The organism is Sporosarcina ureilytica, from assembly GCF_001753205.1.
Lineage (GTDB): Bacteria > Bacillota > Bacilli > Bacillales_A > Planococcaceae > Sporosarcina > Sporosarcina ureilytica.
The window spans coordinates 3,129,140-3,151,989 of record NZ_CP017560.1; the positions used below are offsets into that span (position 1 = coordinate 3,129,140).

Annotated in this window: 11 protein-coding genes; 6 read left to right on the forward strand and 5 right to left on the reverse strand. The window is 37.0% G+C overall.

What is annotated here, in order from left to right; genetic code table 11:
- Window positions 1-19 precede the first annotated feature (19 nt).
- The 3 genes from BI350_RS15215 to BI350_RS15225 all read left to right on the forward strand — a co-directional run bounded on the left by BI350_RS15215 (window position 20) and on the right by BI350_RS15225 (window position 3,763).
- Window positions 20-772: a polyphosphate polymerase domain-containing protein gene (locus BI350_RS15215; RefSeq protein WP_245698354.1), complete on the forward strand. Its 753-nt coding sequence runs from the start codon at window positions 20-22 to the stop codon at window positions 770-772.
- Complete coding sequence (locus tag BI350_RS15220; RefSeq protein ID WP_075528922.1) at window positions 769-1,464, forward strand: DUF4956 domain-containing protein; 696 nt, start codon at window positions 769-771, stop codon at window positions 1,462-1,464. The genes BI350_RS15215 and BI350_RS15220 overlap by 4 nt, the downstream gene beginning before the upstream one ends.
- Before the next feature lie 280 nt (window positions 1,465-1,744).
- The gene (locus tag BI350_RS15225) at window positions 1,745-3,763 is read left to right on the forward strand and encodes an acyltransferase family protein (protein ID WP_075528923.1); all 2,019 of its coding nucleotides are present in this window, start codon (window positions 1,745-1,747) and stop codon (window positions 3,761-3,763) included.
- A gap of 134 nt (window positions 3,764-3,897) precedes the next feature.
- Here BI350_RS15225 and BI350_RS15230 read toward each other — a convergent pair whose 3' ends face one another.
- Together BI350_RS15230 and BI350_RS15235 are read right to left on the reverse strand one after the other, a co-directional pair.
- Window positions 3,898-6,627 carry a phosphodiester glycosidase family protein gene (locus BI350_RS15230; protein ID WP_075528924.1) on the reverse strand — a complete coding sequence of 910 codons (2,730 nt, stop codon included), beginning with the start codon at window positions 6,625-6,627 and terminating at the stop codon, window positions 3,898-3,900.
- Window positions 6,628-6,798: 171 nt separating this feature from the next.
- Complete coding sequence (locus BI350_RS15235) at window positions 6,799-8,502, reverse strand: hypothetical protein (protein WP_075528925.1); 1,704 nt, start codon at window positions 8,500-8,502, stop codon at window positions 6,799-6,801.
- Between the two features lie 266 nt (window positions 8,503-8,768).
- Here BI350_RS15235 and BI350_RS15240 point away from each other — a divergent pair, with 266 nt between their 5' ends.
- The 3 genes from BI350_RS15240 (at window position 8,769) to BI350_RS15250 (ending at window position 14,698) form a co-directional block, all read left to right on the forward strand.
- On the forward strand, window positions 8,769-10,703 hold the full coding sequence (locus tag BI350_RS15240; protein WP_075528926.1) for a S8 family peptidase: 1,935 nt from the start codon (window positions 8,769-8,771) through the stop codon (window positions 10,701-10,703).
- A 269-nt stretch (window positions 10,704-10,972) separates the two neighbouring features.
- On the forward strand, window positions 10,973-12,901 hold the full coding sequence (locus BI350_RS15245; protein WP_075528927.1) for an S-layer homology domain-containing protein: 1,929 nt from the start codon (window positions 10,973-10,975) through the stop codon (window positions 12,899-12,901).
- Between the two features lie 150 nt (window positions 12,902-13,051).
- Window positions 13,052-14,698 carry a S8 family serine peptidase gene (locus tag BI350_RS15250; RefSeq protein WP_075528928.1) on the forward strand — a complete coding sequence of 549 codons (1,647 nt, stop codon included), beginning with the start codon at window positions 13,052-13,054 and terminating at the stop codon, window positions 14,696-14,698.
- A 151-nt stretch (window positions 14,699-14,849) separates the two neighbouring features.
- Here the strand turns inward: BI350_RS15250 and BI350_RS15255 are convergent, their stop codons facing one another.
- The 3 genes from BI350_RS15255 to BI350_RS15270 all read right to left on the reverse strand — a co-directional run bounded on the left by BI350_RS15255 (window position 14,850) and on the right by BI350_RS15270 (window position 22,491).
- A complete protein-coding gene (locus BI350_RS15255; protein ID WP_075528929.1) occupies window positions 14,850-16,835 on the reverse strand; it encodes an S-layer homology domain-containing protein in 1,986 nt (661 codons plus the stop codon).
- Window positions 16,836-17,170: 335 nt separating this feature from the next.
- Window positions 17,171-18,868, reverse strand: coding sequence for a hypothetical protein (locus BI350_RS15260; RefSeq protein WP_075528930.1), 1,698 nt, complete (start codon window positions 18,866-18,868; stop codon window positions 17,171-17,173).
- Window positions 18,869-19,518: 650 nt separating this feature from the next.
- Complete coding sequence (locus BI350_RS15270) at window positions 19,519-22,491, reverse strand: S-layer homology domain-containing protein (RefSeq protein WP_075528932.1); 2,973 nt, start codon at window positions 22,489-22,491, stop codon at window positions 19,519-19,521.
- Window positions 22,492-22,850 lie beyond the last annotated feature (359 nt).

The window sequence follows — 22,850 nt, forward strand, 5'->3', positions numbered from 1 at the left end:
GATTTAAATCGCACAAGAAATCTTCAAACGTTATGAACTCAAATACTTATTAACGCAAGCTGAATATAGAGAACTTCGACAAGCCATTTTACCGTATATGGATTATGATAAGTATGGAAATCCCGAGGGAAAATATAATATTGTAACGCTCTATTATGAATCAGATGATAAGAAAATTTATTATGAAACAATGAATAAATTACGTTTTAGACAGAAGTTAAGATTGCGAGTTTACGATCAGGTAACGCTTGAGGATAACTCGTTCATCGAAATTAAGCAGAAGTTTAAAAATGTAGTCAATAAAAGGAGATCAGTTTTACCGCTAAAAGATGCCTATCGCGTACTGTCCGAGCCATACAATGAAGATTTAATTATGACATCGAATGCTTCGAATCTACAAATTTTGCGTGAGGCACTTCATTTTAAAGATTTATATACGTTGAAGCCTGCAACAGTTGTAAGTTATGATAGGCAGGCATTTTCTGGCGTGGCAGAAAATGAGCAAGATTTACGCGTTACATTCGATTATAATTTAATGTGCAGATCGGACGATTTAGCGATTGAGAACGGTCCTGAAGGCATACATTTTGTTGACCAAGATTTAGTCATTTTGGAAGTTAAAGTTTCCAATAGCGTTCCTTTTTGGTTAAGCCGTATCCTCAGCGATTTTAATTTTACAAGACAAGGATTTTCAAAGTTTTGTACAAGCATTGACTTACTAGAAGAGCTAGGTTCTCTTCCATCACCGATTTTAAGTGAGGTATTATCATGACGAATTTTTTTAATGATCTACAACAACTTGTAGATGTCACGAGCCGTGTGACAATTCTTGAAGCATTTGCTGCGATTTTCTTAAGTTTTCTCTTAACACTGGCGATTGCGGTCGTTTACAGAATAACTCATACAGGCGCACGTTATTCTCAATCCTTTGTGCAAACGATTATCATTATGGGGGTCGTTGTATCCGTCATTATGATTGTGATTGGAAATAATATCGCAGTTGCATTCGGATTGGTGGGCGCGTTTTCAATCATTCGCTTTAGAAGTGCAATGAGCGACCCGAAAGATATCGCATTCATTTTCTTTGGAATGGCCGCAGGAATTACTTGCGGACTCGGATTTTATATCGTGGCCATTTTATTTACAGTGACGCTTATCGGCATTATCTTTTTCCTTTATGCGACTAATTTTGGGAAAGCCGCTCAACTTAGGAAACGTCTCACATTAACAGTTCCGGAAAACTTACATGATGAAGCTGTTTTCAACTCTATTTTGAATGAACATCTTACATTCTTTGCACTCCGTTCAATTGAAACAGCAAATCAAGGAACAATGATCCAACTGCAATATGTGATACAAAATAAGCCAGGCGTAAATGACAAGATATTAATGGATGAATTACGTAAAGCCAATGGGAATTTGAAAGTGGCCATTAATTATTTAAGTACAGAAGTTTATTACTAATATACATAAGGGCTGCGAGAAGTCATTTACATTTACTTTCTAGACAGCCCTTTCTTTATATAAATCCTAAAATCCGCACAAGAACCTCTTTATTGCCCCCTATAAATAGTATTTACCTTCTCAAATTGTTACAATTAAATAGGTGACTATAGCACATTGATATTCTACTAAATCATTTTTAGTCAGATTCGCTTTTAAAGCTTATGAGTATTCATTTTCTTGGCTCATATCATAAGCAGAACTATAAAGGAATTCATTCAATAGGAGGAACACTTACAAATTGAATCAGATACCACGAAAACGTTATCGCCTTGAAATTGAAGGGGTTCGAGCCATTGCAGCTTTGTTAGTTGCTATTTATCATATTTGGTTGAACCGCGTCTCTGGTGGCGTTGATGTTTTTTTTACAATTTCAGGATTTTTAATTACGACATCGCTACTGTCTAGCTATCAAAAAGAAGGAAAACTTAAACCCTTCTCATATATCATTAGATTATTAAAAAGACTAGTACCGTCTGCTTGGTTTATTGCATTAACTACTTTTATTTTAAGTATCTTTTTAGCACCTGCTTATACAAGACCACAATATTTTTCTGAGCTTGTCGCCTCTTTGTTTTATTTTGAAAACTGGCGGTTGGCTTTTGACGCTGTTGATTATTTAGCGCAAAATAATGAAGCGAGTCCTTTTCAACATTATTGGGCTTTAGCGATTCAGTTTCAGTTTTATATCATTTGGTTGGTTTTATTTTCAGTCGCAATGGGCATTAAGAAATTAATTCCTTCCCTTACATATAAAAAAGTTGTGCTTACATTGTTTGGTCTAGTATTTATTTTTTCTATAAGTTATTCGATTTTCTTAACGGATGCGAATCAACCCTTTGCCTACTATCATACATTGACACGTGTATGGGAGTTTTCTTTAGGTGGGATATTGGCTTTAGTCATTCACCGAGTCACTTTCCCTAAGGTGATCGCTTGGTTTACAGGATGGATTGGGTTAGTTGCTTTGTTACTTGTAGGCTTAGTCTTGCAAGTATCAACTGTATTTCCTGGTTACGCTGCTTTATGGCCAACAGGTGCAGCGATTTTAATTTTACTTGCAGGCAATCAAAGTACTCGATTTAGTGCCTATAAAATATTGGCATCTAAGCCACTCGTATCCTTCGGGAAAGTTTCTTACGCGTTTTACCTATGGCATTGGCCGATTCTCGTACTATTTTTAAAATACTTTGAACGAGGAACTGTGACGATTAAAGCTGGGATTGCAATGATTGTCCTTTCCATCGCACTTGCTTACTTTACAATTTATGTTATTGAAACGCCTTTACGAACGATGCGGACCACTACAAAACAAACTGCACTCTATTTAGCAGCTTTAAGCATTGTTGTAGGTGGCTCCTTATGGTTTTATTATGGAAAAACAATTCCAAAACAAATGCTTGTTTCTACATATGGCGATAATTTAGGTGCAACTGCTCATCAAGTAGAAAAAACTCCATTTTATTATGATGAAGAAACATTAACACCTACAATAGAGCAAAGTTTATTTGACCGTTCTTCAATCTATGAAGACAAATGTATACAAATTAATAACAGAACAGACGTCATTGAGTGTGAATATGGAGAAGTAGAAGACTATGAATATACAATCGCATTAGCTGGTGGTTCCCACGCTGCGCACTGGAAACCGATGTTAGATGAGTTTGGAAATGAAAATCAGGTAAGAATTAAAACGATGTTAAAAGGAAATTGTCGTTTTTCTACAGAAGATACAACTGATACACCCGATTGTGAGGATTGGTTTGAGAATGTTGTGCAGGCATTGAAACAAGATCCACCTGATTTAATCTTTACACATGGTGACATCTCGTCAAATGAATGGAAAGACGAAATTCCGAACGGCTTTAAAGAAGCCTGGGCTATTTTTGAGAAGGAACATATTCCTATGTTTTTAGTACGAGACACCCCTCGTCATGACTTTATGATCCCATACTGTTTAAATGACGCGGAAGGTGATTTAATTGAAAACTGTCGCACGCCAAGAAATGACGCCATCTCACCTGTAAACTTACTCGAAAACACAACTGACTTACCAAAAAGTGCGCATGTATTTGATGCAACCGATTACTTTTGTGATGATGAATATTGCTATCCAATTATCGGGAACATCATTGCATATTTCGATAATAACCATATTACAGCGTCTATCTCGCGGACATTCATGCCGATTCTTGAAAATGATTTAAAAGAAGCATTGATCAATAGCGAGCGCTTGAAAAAACTTCGTGACCCTAAATAGCATAAACACTTGATTACCATATTTGCTTGATAACCTTGTAATCATAAAAGAACAGCCCACTATGAGGCTGTTCTTTTCATTTTGAATCTATTTAGAGAGAGTGAGAGATTGAAACGCTTTCAGAAAATCTCATACTATCTTTTATCTATTCGCGTTAAAAATGCAGCAATCTGATAACGTTTTACATCTTCAAGTGGACGATAAAAGCCATCTTCCACAACTGTAACCTGATTTGCTCGTAATACGTGAATATAATCAAATGCCCAATCATCTTTTGGAACATCTATTAATAAATCATATTGTGCTGGACTTGCTTTCAAATCATATGAGTTCACTAATATCTTTGCCATTTGTTTTCGTGTTAAGAACCCATCTGGATCAAACGTAGTCGGATTTTTTCCAGACATAATCCCGGCCTCTACGACCGCCGCAATCTCTTTGGAATAACGGTGGACTACAGGCACATCACTAAAATTCGTATGGTTGTTTGATGAAATATTTAATACCCTGCTAATTAGCACGGCTGCATGTGCACGGGTAATACGATTGTCAGGGTTGAAACTACCGTCAATATCCCCTAGAATCCATCCTTTTTCAACTGCATACGCAATGTCCTCAACTGCACGATGATTTAAAGGAACATCATTGAATAATGGTTCTCTGTAAGTCTCTCCATATTCGGCAACTAAACGATCTACATAAATACTGCCTTTATTCTTCTTTGTAGAACTTGGCTCAGCAATATAGATTCGATCTAATGAGATCGGTCCCATTATGTTTTTAGGAATCGTTGCTTTAACATACTTCCACCCTTGCCAGCTTAATCCACTGTTTTCCGTAAAGTCGATTGTGTGCACGGAACCTTTTTGATCTGTAATTTGTCCACGCAGCCAATGCGAAGCACCATCTCCATAAACCCATACTCCTAGATAAGTAGGTTTCACTAGCATTTCAATTGGCTTTTTTGCTACTGCATAGGAAGCTGATGTCCCATCCTTATAACCTGTAAAATCATACGATAATTTCAGGGCTGTATTTCCATCTTTTGAAGGGGCTTTTAGGCCTTCAAAACTTAATGAAGTGATTGCTCTTGCAGATGCCGATTCCCATTCAGTTGATTTTTCAAATGAATGGACTAATTTACCACCATTTAAAATTTTCATAGATTTAGAAACAGATTTCGAACCAACTGTAGCCGTTACTGTTCCTTCTCCCGATTCATTTGCTATTAATAATCCGTTTTGATTGATACTTCCTAACGCGGGTGATGCGTTCCACTGTATAATACTTTCTGAAAGTGCTAATTGTTTCCCGTTTGTATCATAAGCTTTAGCAACAAATTGAACGGTATCATTTGCACCTATTTCACTATTGCCGCCTTCTATCTTTAACGATGCTGGTTCAGCTAACACTTCGATTGGAAATGATTTCGTTGCATTTCCCATTTTCGCAGTAATTGTACCTTTTCCTAATTTCTTAGCTGTAAATAATCCAGTCGATGAAATTGTACCAATATCCCCTTCGACCGAATAAGTAATTGCCGTTGGATTTACTGCGACCGGATTAAAGTAAGTATCTAATCCACTAATTACATTTATTGAAGTTGTACCGCCAACTAATAAAGAAGAGGGTCCTTTTAACTGTGCTTCAATTGTCGTCGCTGGACCGGTTTTCGTGAGAGATACAGCCCCTAAAGCGGCAGATATTGCTCGTTCAATGTTATCGGAAGGACTATTAAACAGACTAGGATACAAATCTCCGCGTTTACGAACCGCCATCGTTGTAGAGCCGCCCCCGTCTAGGTTTAACGCAGCGTACGCACCAATGGATACGAGATACTCACTAAACTCTGTTAAGTTCATGCCCGTACTCCCCGTCTTTCTACCATCTACTGTAACCAAGTATACTTTTGAACCATCTTGATTAATCGCGACGGCTGTTCGTGGATGAATCGATTTCGCTCTAAAACTATTTGGATCAATTGTCATATCGACTTTCCCATTCTGAACAAGTAACGGCCCGCTCGCCAATACAAAGTCAGCATTTTTCCAAGGTGCTTTCAAGTCAATTGTTAACGATACGTCATCTCCAACTTTCACATCTTTAAATAGTGCTGCTTGCTCCCCGCCCTGGATTGAAATAACCGCACCGTTTGCGGGGATTTTACTATCACGGCTACCATATGGTGTAATGGCAGATACTTTTGCAGTTACTTTTTGACCTAAACGATACCCCGCTTCAATAGAACTAGATAAATTTGTTATGACGAACTCTACGCCAAATTCATTTTGTCGAGTAGAATCGAAACTATAAGAGGGTGTATATAAAATAGTTTCATTCGCAATACGTGCTTTGTTAATGTTTGAAATGCTCTGTTTGACATTCCCTATTTCTACTGTAGCTTCATAATCAAATTTTCCAATCTGCCCTTTCCCGTTTTGATCAATTCCAAATGCAGTTGGAACACTCATATATTCATCGTTTCCAGTTGATATAACGCCATATGTATTTACAATCCCATCCGAAGACAATAAATAGGCGGGTGCCCCTGAATTTGTATGGAAGAACGAAGCATTTATCCCAGCAACGACATGATTCCCTTCATAAGAATTTCCTTTCAATAAATTCGTTAAACGTGCTCTTGAATTGAGTGGAGTTGGAATAATCGCATCTACCGTTACTTCAGGGCGATTGACATCCACTTCAACCGTATGAATTGACTGCGCTTTATTTTTCCATTGGGTATCTCCTTTTTTATACTCAACACCTGGCGTCACTGTGAAATAATGTGCAGATGCCGTTGAAAAAGGTTGCAGCATAAGCAGTACTGCACATGACAGAATAATCTTTAAAATATTTCTCATCAGTCTAAATTACACTCCTTCTCTATGTATCTCCTAGATTTCTAACTGTTTTCATTCTCAACATTATTATACATGAAAGTCTCTTAAACAACTTAATAGAATCATAGTCCACAAGCTTCTCAAGCAAAAACCATCCTTTTCGCCTATACGAAAGGATGGTTCTTTGCGTTTCTATTTTTTATAGCTAATCACGTGATTGTAATCTTTTAATTGTTCTTCAAAACCTAATGAAATCAATTGGTCATAAAGCGTATCTAACATTTCTACTTCATTTTCAATCAGATAATCAATTTTACTGCTCATTAATTCCTTGTGGACATCACTGTAAGGGATTTGAAGTTTTTCATAATATTCCACGCCAGTCGCAAGATCCGACAATGTTAATGTATCATAATCTTTTCCTTCAAACGTATAGTCGCCATTAATCTGATACCACAAGTCACCGTTTGTCGGATTAATCCACATAGTTCCTATATCTTCAACAGCTTGCTTAATTTTCAATGCGACTTGTAAATACTCATCATTATTCGTTTGTTGATACGCATTAAATAAGTAACTCATTTCACCTAGCGCATGGTTAAGCGACACATGTGTTTTCTTTGTCTGCACGTCAGAATAATAGTCTAAAATGTAATAACCCTTTTCTGTTCGTAATATATTATCGATATCTTCTTGTTCACTTAAAAAGTCTGCATACAACAAGTAACTATCTTTCAACGCTTCATTTTTCAAAATATCTCCAGCACTACTTAAAAATAGTGCTATATTTTCATTATGACGGGTATCCGTATACGGTGCGATAATCCCGTACTCATTTTTTAACCAAGTACTCGTATATTCAGTTTCCCATAAAGATGTATCTTCTTTAAAATCCCATAGATAATTCACTGAATTTACGATCATGTCATAATAAAAACGTTCAGGTTGCAGCGTATAATTTTCCACAAAAGGCGTTCCTTGTAATACGACTAAATTTCGTCCATATCCTAGCTTCGTTGAAGGTTCAACAGACCATGGTAATTTCGTATAAGGTCCTATAGACGTTAACCACTTTCTCGAAGAAATAAAATTATGATTCGTCTCTGCTTTATATTCCTTCATGACCTTTTCAGAGCTAAATAACTTCTCATTACTAATTAAAAGCCAGTTTTCACTAATTTGATCCTTTTCTGTCGTACGTAATTCAAGCTCAAATAATAACGAACCATCGTCTTCGGTAATATTCAAATGTTTATCTTCATTTACTAATTCGCGCAAGACACTTTCTTTGCCATCTTCATAAACAGTGCTTAATTCGTGAGAAATATAGTTTTGAGATAAAAATAAATTATACTGACTCCCTATTGAATATAATCCTTTTACATTTGAAGTATAATCAATTCCAAACACACGATCATGTTCTTGTTCAATCTCTTCTTCAAATTGGAAAAATGCATATTTTCGCTCATCGTGAAAGATTAATTTTATCGGGATTGTTGCAGCTTCTTCTGTTAGTCTTTCAAATCTTGAAAAGACATACTTATCTTCATTATCTATTTCTCGAATAACAATTTCTAAGTTTCCAATTCGCTCATTATTTCTATGAAGCGCATATTCAAATACCTCATCATTGGCATTAATTTTTTCTTGTATCTCTTGTTTTTCTAATTGAAAATTATACCCATAGCTTAGTAAACTTACGCCATCTTTTAAAGCTAATACGATATAATCGCCTTCAGGGTTTTCTTTTTCAAAGTCAACGTTTTCTTTCTTTAACTTGTCGAATTCTTTTTCACCTGATTTGATAGTAACATTCATACCCTTTACTGCAATGAGGCTTATCAGTACAATGAAGAATAATCCAATGGCATAAAGGATCCATTTATTTTTTTTCATTTGCATTTCACCTATCCATTTCTAGTGTGTCTAACCTTACTGCGTATTTTACACATCTAAACTATGATACAAAATTAGAGTAGACCAAGCAACTTTCTATTCGATACTAAAATACGTCCTCCACAATGGAGTAAGATAATACCCTCTATATAAAGCATGACCAATTCAAATTGATATAATCAGAGAACATCCATTATACTGGGGATATATTAAATGATTGGATGAATTATAAACATTTACTTTTCGTTACAGAAGGAGCTTGTTAGATGAGAAAAAAACTATTCTTTTTATTAGTATTCACTTTTGTCTTTATTCCACTTTCACCTTCTTACGCGAGTGATGAACAGATGTATATTGTTTCATTCAAAAGTGAAATTGATGAACAAATCATTGAGTCTTCTGGCGCAAAAATTATTGAATCCTTAATCAATAGTCCAATCGTTATTATTAGTGCAAATGAAAGTGCACTTGCTAAGTTACAAAATGCAGATCATATTGAAGCAATAGAAAAAAACAAAAAGATTACGATTGCAGCGCAGGAAGTAAATTGGGGAATAAAGCCAGTTAAAATACCTCACGCATGGGAAACTGGCTATACAGGGAAAGGCGTAAAAATAGCAATCATTGATACAGGCGTTGGTCCACATGAAGATTTAAAAGTTGCAAAAAACGTTTCGTTTGTCGCGCTGGAACCATCGAATACGGATTATAATGGACACGGTACGCATATTGCAGGGATTATTGCTGCGCTTGATAATCATTTTGGGGTAAAAGGAGTCGCCCCAAACGCCGCACTCTATTCACTAAAAGTATTTAACAAACATGGTGATGGTTACACACATGATGTGATTAAAGCGATTGACTGGGCGATTGAACATGAGATGGATATGATCAACTTAAGTTTAACTTCTGAAATCCACATGTCTTCGTATGAAAATATCATTAATCGTGCATATGAAAAAGGATTACTAATCGTCGGGGCAGCGGGAAATTCAACTTCAATTAATATAGGCATAGATAATGTTAAATACCCTGCAAGATTTGAAAATGTAATTGCCGTATCATCAGTCGATTGGGATGGGAAAAAAGGCTTTTATTCATCAGTTGGACCAGCTGTTGAAGTCGCCGCACCTGGCGTTCGTATTTATAGTACCTATGCAGGAAATTCATATTCATATTTACAAGGGACTTCAATGGCAACAGCGTTCGTAACAGGACATTTAGCTTTGTTAAAGGAGGCCTATCCTCACCTGTCGAATGTTCAATTACGAAAAAAAATGATAGATGATGTAGTTGATTTAGGACCTAAAGGAAGAGATTTAGTTTTCGGATATGGACTAATCCAGGCTTCCACGTATGATTTACCACTATACGAATATCCCGCAACGCATAATCCTGTAACTGAACTGATTGTTTCTACTACAAATGTGGTCGGAAAAGTAAATGATACAATAAAAGTTAATGTGGATGCTCGTTTGAAAAATGGGCAAAAAATTGATGTCTCTGATTTTACAAAATGGACATTTGAACATCCAGAGATTGCTTCATCGAGAGGTGGGCGAATTGATTTGCATCAAGAAGGTGAAACAACTCTACAGGTAGATTATGGAGGGTTATCATCTCAACTCTCAATTACAGTAGCTCCTGACTCAAATCCTTCTACTACTGAAGGATTGCCTTTCACGGATATTCCTGCAGATTTTTCGGCAAAGGATGAAATTCATGACATTTATAAAAAACAAATCATCCGTGGCTATGCGGATCGAACATTTAGACCACGCAATCCGATTCAACGACAACATGTTTCCGCGATTATTACACGTACGTTAGAACTTGAACAAAAAGTTGCATTTAAACCATTTTTAGATGTCAGTATGCACTCACCTTACTACTATGAAATTATGAAAACGCAACAGGCAAATATTTTCTCAGGGGATGCAAACAAATTCCATCCGCAAAAATATTTAACGAGAGCACAAATGGCAAAAATCATTGTAGAAGCATTCAACTTACCGCTAACTGAATCAGCTCACCCATTTCCGGATGTTGCAAAAACACATTGGGCAAATGAATATATCGCAACACTGTACGAAGCGGGCATTACAATAGGATCAGATGGCCTATATCATCCTGAAAGTTTTGTCACAAGAACACAATTTGCAGTCTTTATTCATCGGACTTTGAACCAGTTCAGGCAATAAATCAATAAAGTCAGTAATTTCACATAATGGAATACTTTTTCTATACCCATTACTCTTTTCGTCAATTAATCCACAAGACAAGACAACACAACTCTACGAATCTATTGGTGAAGAGGGACTCGTTAACATTTTTAAATCCAGATGCCAGAGGGCTGTCCAACAAGTCGATTTTCTGACTGTTGAACAGCCCTTTTCAAAATAGAACCCATATGTAAATAGGCCTAGTGTATGGTATAGTTGGAGTTAAAATTAGGAAGGTCGTGGAATATATGAAAAGATATTCTCTGTTCAGTATACTTTTTGTCATCATTTCTATAGTACTATTTCCAGAAATAACAGAAGCAAACACAAAGAAAACTGCAGTCTACTTTTCTGAGTTAAATGATGAATATTCACAGATTACAAGACCAGGTGGAACACATACATTTTATGGTAATGCTAGTCCAGTTGACGCAAAAAATAAATATAGTTCAATTTGGGATAAGCAATTAAAAGTATTCCACTCATTAAAACAAGATGGCTATGACGTAGAAATCATTGATGAAAAAGATTTGACGAATCAAGCAACACTTCAAAAGTACGATTCAATTGTTCTCGTTTACGGCGTATTAATGACACATGAACAACGCCAAGTATTGAAACAATATATTCGTGACGGAGGTGGATTGGTCTCCATTTATGCAGGCGCACGTAACGAAGCGGATCCGAAGTTATGGAGAACAAATTCGCTAGACTTAACACCTCTAATTTTCAAAACCCAGTCATGGATTTGGGAATGGGACAACTTGTCTGAAGTATTATCTTCAGGATTCGTCTCTGATAATGCGGTGAAAAATTTACGGATCGTTCCAGGTACGAAAACGCATCCTATAATCCGTAATGCAGAAAAAACGCTTGGGCGTTCGTTGGAATTATACAATGACCGTTCAATTGGTGAATGGGTGGAAGTATTATCCCCTTATTCAGGATATGTTGTGCCATTATTACAAATAGACCAAGCGACACCCATTCAAGGCAAACCAGAATACGTCAAACGTGGGACGCCAATGGCTTTGGCAACTGAATATGGTGACGGACGGGTCATTTATATTGGCTTTAAAATGTTCGATTTCTTAGAAGTTGATGCACCGGAAGCGGAGTGGCGTGATAACACGAGAGGTCTGGCCTATTCAGGGACACACGGCGCTAAGGATGCACGCGTATTTTTAAATGAGTCCATAAACTGGACAGGTGACAATGTACATAAAAAACGCGTTTTACAATACGATGTGAATCTAACGATGTCTGAACTACGTGCCTACCAGAGCCCACAACGCGACTATGTGCTATATGGAACGGCTCGTGTTCAAAACGCGGGAGACACGCCGGTACGTGGCACGCTAATCGTTGAAGTTTTTGATCCAAATGGAAAACGTGTAGGGAATTATGAGCGTTATTTAGGTGGACTTACTCCATATCATGTAAAAGCAGGTCCTCAAAATCAAAGTATTAATCCACATGATGAGAAATTTGTTTTCCGCCTTCCATTAAATTCAATAAGCGGGAATTACGAAGTGAGAACTTCGTTTTTAGAAGGTCATCGAGATTTAAAAGGTTATAAGATTCGCGCTTCTTCTATGTATATGAACAAACGCGGAACGGCACCTGCTGTATTTTCCAAGCAACAACCGTTTAAAGATGTACAACGTAATGATGATGCCTATGCATCTGTTGAAAACTTAGCAAGCTTAGGGGTAATCCGCGGATATGGAAATGGCATATTCCGTCCAAATGCCCAAGTAACACGTAAACAAGCTGTTGATATGATTTTAAAATCAACAAATACACCAGTACGTAAAGGGTTAACATTAGCAGCTTCAGATTTGAAAAAATCATCACCGGATTATGATTTAATTGCAACTGCAGTGCATAATGGTCTACTAAAGATAGAAAATGGTAAAGTTCGTCCATATGAGCAAATGACGCGTGGCGAGGTCGCCAATGCATTGGTAAATGGGTTTAAATTCCAAGCAATCCCTAATCATTCATTTAAAGATGTAGCTCTTTCAAATAAACACTACCGGGAAATACACATCCTATCTCAACTAGAAGTAGCTAAAGGATATATAGACACGAATACATTTAAACCGAATGAACCATTAACACGTAAGAACTTTTCAGCATTTTTAGACCGCTCATTACGTGCGGTACAACAATAATAACTGGTAAGATTCAGGTAATTGGTAAAAAAGTAAGTAAGTGGCTAGCACACTTATGCAATGTTACTTTTCCAGAAGCCTTTAAATTCAATCAGTAGAACCGATAATTCTATTAGATGGATAATTATTTGATTTGTTGGGGTGCTGGATATGAAAAGGTTTTTATTAGCGTTTATGTTCTTAATGTTTATTGGCTTTATATGGCCTCCGTCACCTCCCAACGATGTCTTTGGATCGCCAGAGCAATCGATTGAAACAGAGGAAACCGACCGGATGCTCGTCAAAGTAGTGGATGAGGTTGGTCATGAAACGGTGACAAGTATTGCGACAGCCGAAGTTGCACAATTAACGGAAGAGTTCGTCGTACTTGAACCCGATTATATACGTTCAGCAGGACCATTTATCGAAAGTACCCAAATGATTTCTTGGGGAACAGAAAGAGTCGGTACCAAGCAGATGGCGTATGTGATTCCCCCCAAAAAGGATGATGTCATTGTTGCCGTCATTGATACGGGTGTTGATTATACACACGCTTTTTTAAGAAACCGAGTTGTTCGCGGTTATGATGTGATTGTGAATAGTCCCAATGCGATGGACGTTCATTACCACGGTACACATGTCGCAGGGATTATCGTTGATTCGACACCTTCAAATGTAAAAGTCATGCCGATTCGTGCGTTAAATGAAGAGGGTAAAGGCTATGATTCTCATTTAGCAAAAGGGATTGTATATGCTGTCGACAATGGTGCTCATATTATTAACATGAGCATTAGTGGAGAAAAGTACTCAAACCACTTGGCAGCGGCAATCGATTATGCACTCGAAAAAGACGTGCTTGTCGTTGTCTCATCGGGAAATGACGGTGCTAACACGGCAAACTACTATCCAGCAGGAGAACCAAAAGTGATTGTCGTCTCTGCGACCGATCAGCATGACAGGATTGCTCGTTTCAGCAATACAGGCGCAACAGTAGACCTATCCGCACCAGGTGTTGACATTATTTCAAGTATTCCTAGTGGGCGTTATGCCAGCATGAATGGGACATCGATGGCAGCCCCGTATGTGAGCGGTATCGCGGCGATGTTAAAGCTAGATGATCCAACAAGGTCCATCCAAGAGATTGAGCGGCTGTTGAAAAAATATGTCGATGACCGTGGCGTAATTGGCTGGGATCGATTCTTCGGTGAAGGCATTGTCAACGTTGCTTCATTCGATGAACGGCCAATTGTGAAAAATGAACCGCCCATCGTTCGCTTGAAGAAAACATCTTTCAACATCAATAAAGATGAAGAAATGACAGTTGATTTATCCCGTTATGTGACCGATCCTGAGGGAGATCCTTTAACTTTTTCAGCTGATTCCGGACAAATCAGCGAAAGCATGTTTCATTTTAAGACTGAAATGATTGGCCAACATACTGTGACGGTCTCAGTGACTGATGGAAAAAGCACACCCATTAATTTTACGTTATACATCATAGTAGAGGCTGTAGATAAAATTGAAATACCTGATGGAACTAAATCAAAACAATTTAAGACATTTCCTAAACAACTAGACACTGCTTTAGACACGGAGTGGAGCATTAAATTCAATCGAGAACTGACTGAACGCAACATCATCGATATCAAACTACTAAAAGGTGACAAAGAAGTTCCAATTTCGCTTACTTCTAATCTTAATGAAAAGGAAATTATTGTTTCTCCGGACAGACCATATGAACCTAAAATGAATTACCGGCTTCTGATTTTAGTGGAGAAAGGGAAAAGTTATCAAATGGAATTTGTGACAATAGATTAGTAGTCGGAATTCATACAGAAAAAGAATTCCACATAAGTACCATTGATTTGAAAAAGCCCTTCGATCGAATCTTGATCAAAGGGCTTTTTTCTTTGGCAATCATAACCGCTAGAATTGTATCACTGACTAGAATCGGATATTTATCCTACGTTCACTTCAGTTCTACTACATGATTAATAGTAATCGACTCGACTGGAATCCAGCCCTCTTGATTGGCAAAATCAACTTTCAACCAATCATTTTGTTCTTCGAGAATCTCAACCTCTGTTCCAATTGGTAATTCTTGAAGCACAGTACCTGTTTCTGTTGGTGTTCCTCTCAGTGCCACACCATCCTCAATTGTTTCCCCAATAACCTTTTCTTGTGAAGCACTTACTTCCTCATTGACTTCAATTGATTCAGCCATACTTGCAATGAAACTAGCAGGTTCGACACCTTCTATTTCCAGATAAGTACCTGAAATCCATCCTTCTTTACTTCCTACTTTCACTTTATACCAATTCGTATTTTCAGCTAGAATAATAACTTCTGTATCCAGTGGAAGTTTTTCAATCACTGTATTTCCGAATGCAGTCGAAGTCGTTGGTACTGTTCTAAAGTTCACTAAGCTCGCACCATCATCCGCTGTAACCTTTGCCTTTTTCCCTACATGTGGATGATTTGTATCGATTCGGAAAATCGCTTCACCCGTTGGTAATGTGGATTTTGATGGCGTATTGTTGAACTGTGGAATCTCGTACACCATCGATACATTCGGCAACTTGCCATATAGTTCGTCAAGCATTGCGCCCATTCGATTTGTTTGTTTCACAGCCCAGGCTACGTCCGTTGCATACTGATGCTTTTCCGGCTTACTTGGCGGCGTACTTGGATTCCAGCGCATTTTATAAAGGGTATCTTGTCCCACCTCAAAATAATTCCCAGCGATAAATTTTGCTCCGCCATCAATCGCTGCTTCCACCGTAAACCATCCCGCGTTATATGCATAAACTGAACCGCAAGTTTGCGGGCATCGATCTGCTGCTCCGATTCCAAATAAATTATATACTTGTTTAATATCTGTTAAACTGTCTTTATTTGCATCGGTTACCATTACCGCATTGCCCTCTTCATCTAAACCTACCCGATGCTCTCCAGTTGCTAATTCAGATGTACCTCTTCCTGTTTCAAGGTAAGAATGGGCAATTAAATACATCTCATTCACATTATGTGTAGTACTTGCTTGTAAAAATGCAGCCCCTTTATTTTTTAAAATCCCGCCATCAGCTAAAATTTCATTTAATTCCGCTTCACTCAGGCCAACACTTCCCGATAACTTAAGAAATTGATAAAATCCAATGGAATCCTCATTATAGTTATTTGGATTCGAATAATACTCTACCATTTTCCTGCTAGCTTCATACCATGTTGCAGCGATATCCGTCTTAGGTCTCCCTGTACCCGTAATCGCCATTTGTTTATCTACCATCGCACTAAAATTGTAACCATAAGGCGTAGTAACAATTTTCAAAGGCACGTTTCCTGTGGAAATTCGATATAAAAACGTCGCAAACTGCGCGCGTGTAATTGCATCTTTTGGTCTAAAGTTGTCCGTTTCCGTTGTGAAGCCCAAATCGGCCAATATCTGAACATTTTCTTTATGACTTATCCCAACATTGTCTAGATTGATTTTGACATGCCTACCCTTGCTTTCTAGGTCAAACGCTCTTACTAGAGTAGTAGCCATCTGTTCACGTGTTAACCGTTTTTCGGGCATGAAGTTACGATTATCCCCTTGAAAAATGCCTTCTTTTCCTACTGTTGCAATGTAATCTGCATAATTGTCAGTTGGTTTTACATCATTAAAATAAGATGTCACTTCACTACTTGCTAGTTTTTCAAGTTCCAAAGCGCCAACAAACAATTTTGCTGCATGCGGTCGGATCAATGGATTACTTCCTCGGAAAGTCCTATCAGGATACCCATTCACCGCCCCTTTATTCACCAACCAATAAATCCCGTCGTAATGTGAACTTCCTCTATCTACATCAGTAAACTTAACCGAATTTGCAGATGCACGATTCGGATTTACTAAAGTCGTACCAAATACAATCAGTCCGATAAATCCAATTAATATGGATAATCTTCTAAACCTCATTATACTCCTCCTATGTATAGAAAATTAATTTTCATATACTATTCTACCATTCTTACAGTTACCTAGTAAACAGCCTCAAGAGATATAGTACTCTTTATGACAACCATAAAATAGGATTATAGACGGTCTTTTTGTGCTCAAACCAAACACTACTCAGCTTTTGCTGTTCCAGTAACAATGCAGCTACATTTCCCCAATTTTATCTTGCTTCGCCGTCTATACCCTGAAAGTGGTGAAGGAAGAACACCAAACACAAAAACCATCCTTTTCACCTAAGCAAAAAGGATGGTTGAATATTTCAATATAAATTCACTAGGATTATTCGTAAACGTCATTTACTCCCTAAAGTCAATCACATGCTCATAGCCTTTTAATTTTTCTTCGAACCCTAATGCAATGAGTTGGTTATACAATGGTTTTTCAATTTCCACTTCACTTTCAATAATAAAGTCAATTTTACTACTCATTAACTTTTCATACACATCACCGAATGGTAATTGAAACTCTTCATAATACCCCACGCTTACTACAAGATCATATAATGTTAATGTATCATAATCTTTTCCTTCAAACGTATAATCGCCATTAATTTGATACCATAAATCCCCATTATTCGGATTAATCCACTGCTCACCTATATCTTCAACAGCTTGCTTTATTTTTAAAGCGACTTGCAAATACTTATCATTTTTCGTTTCTCGATACACATCAAACAAATAACTCATTTCCCCAAGCGCATGGTTAAGTGATACATGTGTTTTCTTCGTTTGCACTTCTGAATAATAATCCAAAATATAATAGCCATTATCTGTTTGTAAAACGTTGCCAACTTCTTCTTGATTAACTAAGAAGTCTGCATACAACAAGTAGCTATCTTTTAGTTCTTGATTTCCTAAAATAGAACCTGCTCTACTTAGAAATAGCGAGATATTTTCATTATGTCGTGTATCTGTATATGGGGCGATAATACCATAGTCATTTTTTAGCCAAGTACTTGTGTATTCAGTCTCCCACAAATCCGAGTCTTTCTTAAAATCCCATACGTAGTTAACCGAATTCACAATCATATCATAATAAAAGCGTTCTGCTTGTATCTGATAATTTTTAATAAATGGCATCCCTTGAACAACTACTAAATTTCGTCCATAACCTAACTTTGTCGATGGCTCTATCGACCACGGTAATTTTGTATAGGGTCCATCTGACGTCAACCATTTTCTAGACGAAATGAAGTCATGATTGGTTTGCTTCTTATACTTCATCATCTCTTCTTCAGAGCTAAACAATTTTTCACTACTTAACAAAAACCAATTCTCGCTTATTTGATCTTTTCCTGTCGTACGTAATTCAAGTGCATAAAGTAAATAATTGTCTATGACATCGATTTTCAAATTCTTGTCTTCATTCACTAACTCACGTAATGTACTTACTCTCCCGTCTTCATACATGGTAGTTAATTCTTTAGAGATATAATTTTGAGATAAAAACATGTCATACTTATCGCCAATTGAATATAATCCTTTTACATTAGAAGTATGGTCAATTCCAAAAACACGATCATGGTCTTGTTCAATTTCCTCTTCAAATTGGAAGAATTCATATTTCTTTTCATCAGCAAATATTATCTCTAATGGAATTGTCGCCTCATTCGTTGTTCGTCTTTCGAATCTAGAAAAAATAAATTTATCCTCGTTGTCGATTTCTCGTACTACAATTTCTAAATTCCCAATCAGTTCATCATTTTTGCGGATTGAGAATTCAAAGATCTCATCTCGGGCATTGATTTTCTCTTTTTTTTCTTGTTTTTCTAATTGAAAATCATATCCATAGCTGAATAAATTAATTCCTTCCATTAATATGAGTAAAATATGATTTCCCTCATAATTTTCTTTATTTAACACGATAGCTTCTTTTATATCATCTTTCTCCAAAGGGTGGGGATTGTCTGAACGCATCATTTTTGTAACGCTAAAAATAATTGCGGTAAATAATAATAGTACAATAAGAGTACTTATCGCTTTATTTTTCTTCATGAGATTTCATCAGTCCATTTCTATTATGTATATTAACGCTCTTCTCTCTAGTCTTCGATATAGGTATTTAAACAGAAAAACCCCCTCAACAGACACACATTCTTCTAATTCTTTCTATAGAACGAACATTATATACATAGCTAGTTCCAATATCTAAACGGCCCGTCATTCACCTAAAGTAAACATCTTTCAACATTTATAAAAGGGGACAAACTAACTGTTGAGTTATCCCGTTATGTAACCAATCCAGACGGAAACGCTATAACTTTTTCAGCAGATTCAAATAAATATGCCAGGTTCCAACACACCTCAAAATTGTGTCGGAACCTGGCATTTAAATTTAACTTGGACTATGAAGTTATTATTTTTATCATTGAAATAAGCAATCACTTTTGTTCCGATTACTTCCTCATTAAAGCTTATAACTTGATCATTTTCATTAATCGTTAAGTCAGTTGTAATTGATGGAGAGATGTTTTTTCTAAAACTACTGCATTTTTTTAGGAGCTTTACCATCTTGGTCAGCTCCAACAAAAAAAGCCCCGCAGAGAATCCTCTCCACGGAACTTTCCTTCTAACCTATCAATCTATCGACATTTATCGTGGAGTGACAGGCATATTTCAAGTAAAGTAAAGTAAAGCTAATCTAATTAACGAAGTGCTTCAAATACTGCAGTACCGTCAGCAGAGATTGCGATTTTCGCAACATCTTCAATTGTTAAACGGTAAGCACCAGCTTTATCGCCTTTGATTTTTTTGAAATCAGCAGCAGATAATAATGGTCCAGTAATTTTAATTGTACCATTTTCAGCTTTGATGTTTTCTACGTTTAATGTTGCACCGTATTGAACATTCAGGAAGTTGGCTACTTTATCAAGAGTTACAGCTTTTTGTACAACGTTTCCAAGGTCTGCTTCATCTTTCTTGACTACTACATCCTCGCCATCATAACCAAAAGCTTTAACACTTGCTAATTTTTCTGCCGCAGCTGTGATGCTTGTAATATTCACATCAATTGTAGTGTCGCCTTTGAAGTTATTATCTTTGTCAATAACTGCAATGTTGAATGAACCTTTGTTTTGTGCTAGCTGAGGTGATTGGCCACCATTAGTTTGTGGAACTAATACAACATCAACTGTAGCTTTGGCAGTATCTTGTACTTGAGCAAATGACACACCTAAACCAGTTGGTAATTTTGTTAATTGTACTGTACCTAGTTTAACATCTGTTGCTGCACCATCAGCATTAGCTTCAAAAATATTGATGTTTGCATTATCTGCTACTGTGTAAGCAACTTTAACTTCGCCTTTTGAACCTTCAGCTGTAACTGATAAGATTTTATCTAGGTCGATGCTAGATGCGGCTGTAATAGCAGGTGTAGAAGTGAATTTCACATCAGTAATTACTGGCGTTGAATCTATTACTGTAAATTCAATTTCAGCTACTTGATCTTTGAATGCTCCTGTTAGTTTGTTTGCTACAACTGTTACCTTGTCACCAGCTTTAGCAGTTGCTGCTAATTTAACTTGATTATCGCTAACGATTGTAGCTACATTTTTATCTTGTGAAACTAATTCAAAGCCCGTACCTAATAATGGCTGGTCCTTAACTTCTAAGCCAGCTTTATCGAATGCTTTAAGTGTAAGCGGTTTGTTTTCTTGACCGGCATTCGTTTTAAGATCGAATTCTGTGTTAGTAACAACTTCTAGTTTGTATGATGCAACTTCACCAGCTTCTTTAACTGTTACGTTAACTTTGCCGATTTCAGTAGAATCTGCTTTAATTACTACGTCACCAGTCTCCGCTTTTGCAGATGCTGTTAATGTGATTTCGTATTTACCAGCAATATCCTGGCCGTCATTATCTTTAGCTTGTGCTACTTCGCCAGCTTTAGCAAGTACTGTTACTTCTTCAGCATTTTTAGCTGTTACTTCTGAAGCATTGAATGCTAAACCATACTGGTCTTTTAATTCAACTGTTACTTTAGCTGTTTTACCTGCTGCTACTTCAATTGCCGATTGGTTAATTGTTGATTTGGATACATCCACTGTACGTGCGTCGCCTACTGTGTATGTTACTGTTTCAGTTTTGTCGCCAACTGTTACTGTAACTGTAGCAGTTCCTTTCGCTGCAGGTGTTACTTCACCTTGTGCATCTACAGTTAACACCGCTGGGCGGTCTACTTTATATGTTGCTGGTAATGTTTGCTCTTTATTATTTCCTTTTACCGTACCTTTTACAGTAATTTGAGCTCTATCACCCAATGCTAATTTCCCATCAGCTACTTCTAAAGATTTAACAGTAGTTTCTACTTTAGTGATTGCAGTAACTGTAGCAGCATAATCTTGCACTTCTACTGCTTGACGTTCTGATGTATATTTCTCGTCACCTTTAGTAATTACTACTTGATACTCAAATGTAGTGCCTTCTACTGCATCTACTACACCGTCAGTAGACTTGTTTTTTCCACCTGTAAATACATTTTTAGACGCCAAAAATTCAACTGAATATCCAGCTTCTTCTAAAGCTTCTAAATCTGCCGCTTTATCTTCACCGTTAATTGCAAATTCTAAAGTTCCTGCCTCATCAACAGTAGTGTTAATTGCACTTACTGATGCCACGACAAGTTCTTTAACTTCTACAGGTTGAACTTCTACTGTAGTTTCAAGTTTTTCACCTTTTAAAGCTACTAAACTGTAAGTAACGCCTTCTTCTTGTTCAGAAGTTGTTAGGCGAAGTTTTGTAGTTTTTTCTGTAGTTGCTGCACTTACTTCTGCTTCAACAATTTCTACATCAAGTACTTTTAGGTCGTTATTGAATTCGAAGTCTTCTGCAGTTAAATTTGAAGCGTCACCTGTAACAGTTACTTCTAATGTAGTAGCGTCGATTGCACTTACCGATACAACTTCAACTTCATCGCCCACTTCGATTGCTTCAATCACTTCAATCGCGTTTGATAAGAATGTTGCGAAGTGAACACGTTGAACGCTGTTTTTTGGCATGAACTTTTCAACTGTAGAAATTTCCAAAGCGTTAAGTGCTTGGATTGCTTCTTTCGCTTCGTCTTTTGCTAGACCAAGGTCTGTTACATTGTTTTCTAGACCTTCAGCCGCTTCAATTAATGTTACTCCTGTAATTGCTTCTGCAGCACGGTCTAAAACAAGCGCCATGTTTTCACGTGTGATTTCACCCGCTGAATTCAACACGCCATTATTACCTTGGAATACACCTGCTTCGAAAACGATTGCAGCATTTTTCACTAGATCTTTGTCACTGAATGTAACAGGTAGATCAGAAAAACGCTCATTTGTTTCCCAGTCAGCTGGTGCTTCTGCAATACCAGCTTCTACTAAATAACGACCTAGTAATTTAACAACTTGACCGCGTGTAATATGTTTAGCTGGTTCGAAAGTCGTCTCTGAAGTACCTGTGATAATACCTGCAGCAACTAGTGCATTGATTTTATCTTGAGTTGACTGAGCATAATTCTCGATATCGGTAAACTTTGATGGTGTCGCTTCGTCAGCTGCAAGCGCTGCAACTGGAGCAACTGCTGATGCTACCATTGTTGCAGTAATTGCTCCTGTTAAAAATTTTTTTGTATTTATGTTTTTCTTACTCATTAAATAAACTCCTCCTAAATATATGTACATCGTTTTTCTTTTTCTAGTGGAAAATCAGAATCCGTAGAAAGAAAAACCTTTTTCTAGATTACTATTTTCATATCTAGTTATCTAGATGTACTAATCATAGAATGACAAAGATTAAAAATCAATGGTGCTATTTTCCTCCTATAACACTCATTGGTAATCCGTCATTTATGCTATTTTTTTATTCCCTCTTTTCACCAAAACAAAACATTAGATTTCCCTTTTCAGTTAAATGTTTTCATCTATTAAATCTTTTTCTTCTATTATATAGTCTCATAATTTCCTTATCAGATTGAATTTCCAACTACGATTCGAACTATCAAGAGCGGTTA

Coding starts and splice junctions, on each gene's coding strand:
- BI350_RS15220 (WP_075528922.1), top strand. CDS start 769: ATGACGAATTTTTTTAATGATCTACAACAACTTGTAGATGTCACGAGC.
- BI350_RS15230 (WP_075528924.1), bottom strand. CDS start 6,627: ATGAGAAATATTTTAAAGATTATTCTGTCATGTGCAGTACTGCTTATG.
- BI350_RS15235 (WP_075528925.1), bottom strand. CDS start 8,502: ATGAAAAAAAATAAATGGATCCTTTATGCCATTGGATTATTCTTCATT.
- BI350_RS15240 (WP_075528926.1), top strand. CDS start 8,769: ATGAGAAAAAAACTATTCTTTTTATTAGTATTCACTTTTGTCTTTATT.
- BI350_RS15245 (WP_075528927.1), top strand. CDS start 10,973: ATGAAAAGATATTCTCTGTTCAGTATACTTTTTGTCATCATTTCTATA.
- BI350_RS15250 (WP_075528928.1), top strand. CDS start 13,052: ATGAAAAGGTTTTTATTAGCGTTTATGTTCTTAATGTTTATTGGCTTT.
- BI350_RS15255 (WP_075528929.1), bottom strand. CDS start 16,835: ATGAGGTTTAGAAGATTATCCATATTAATTGGATTTATCGGACTGATT.
- BI350_RS15260 (WP_075528930.1), bottom strand. CDS start 18,868: ATGAAGAAAAATAAAGCGATAAGTACTCTTATTGTACTATTATTATTT.
- BI350_RS15270 (WP_075528932.1), bottom strand. CDS start 22,491: ATGAGTAAGAAAAACATAAATACAAAAAAATTTTTAACAGGAGCAATT.